Source organism: Pseudomonas sp. SIMBA_068 (genome assembly GCF_046534705.1).
Taxonomy (GTDB): Bacteria; Pseudomonadota; Gammaproteobacteria; order Pseudomonadales; family Pseudomonadaceae; genus Aquipseudomonas; species Aquipseudomonas putida.
The window spans coordinates 1-247 of the sequence record NZ_JAWRYI010001287.1; the positions used below are offsets into that span (position 1 = coordinate 1).

The following is a 247-nucleotide window of genomic DNA, read 5'->3' on the forward strand; positions in this document are numbered from 1 at the left end:
TGGCGAGCCTCAAGGGCCAGGGGCTGGTGGAGAGTGAGACCCAGGCGTTGGGGCAGTTGGTGGAGCAGATCACCCTGACGCTGATGTTCTCGCTGGATTACCAGCGGGTGCTGGGGCGCGAAGGGGATGTGGGGATTGTGGTGTATCAGGTGATGATGCTGGTTGCGCCGCATTTACAGGCACAGGCGCGAGCGGCAGCGGAGCAGTTGGCGGTGCGGTATCTGGAGGGGTAACAATGATGCCAGCC

General features: G+C 62.8%; 1 protein-coding gene. It reads left to right on the forward strand.

What is annotated here, in order from left to right; all coding sequences use genetic code 11:
* The coding region (locus SB756_RS33720) for a TetR/AcrR family transcriptional regulator (protein WP_410913717.1) at positions 1-233 on the forward strand (233 nt) is incomplete at its 5' end.
* Positions 234-247: the final 14 nt, after the last annotated feature.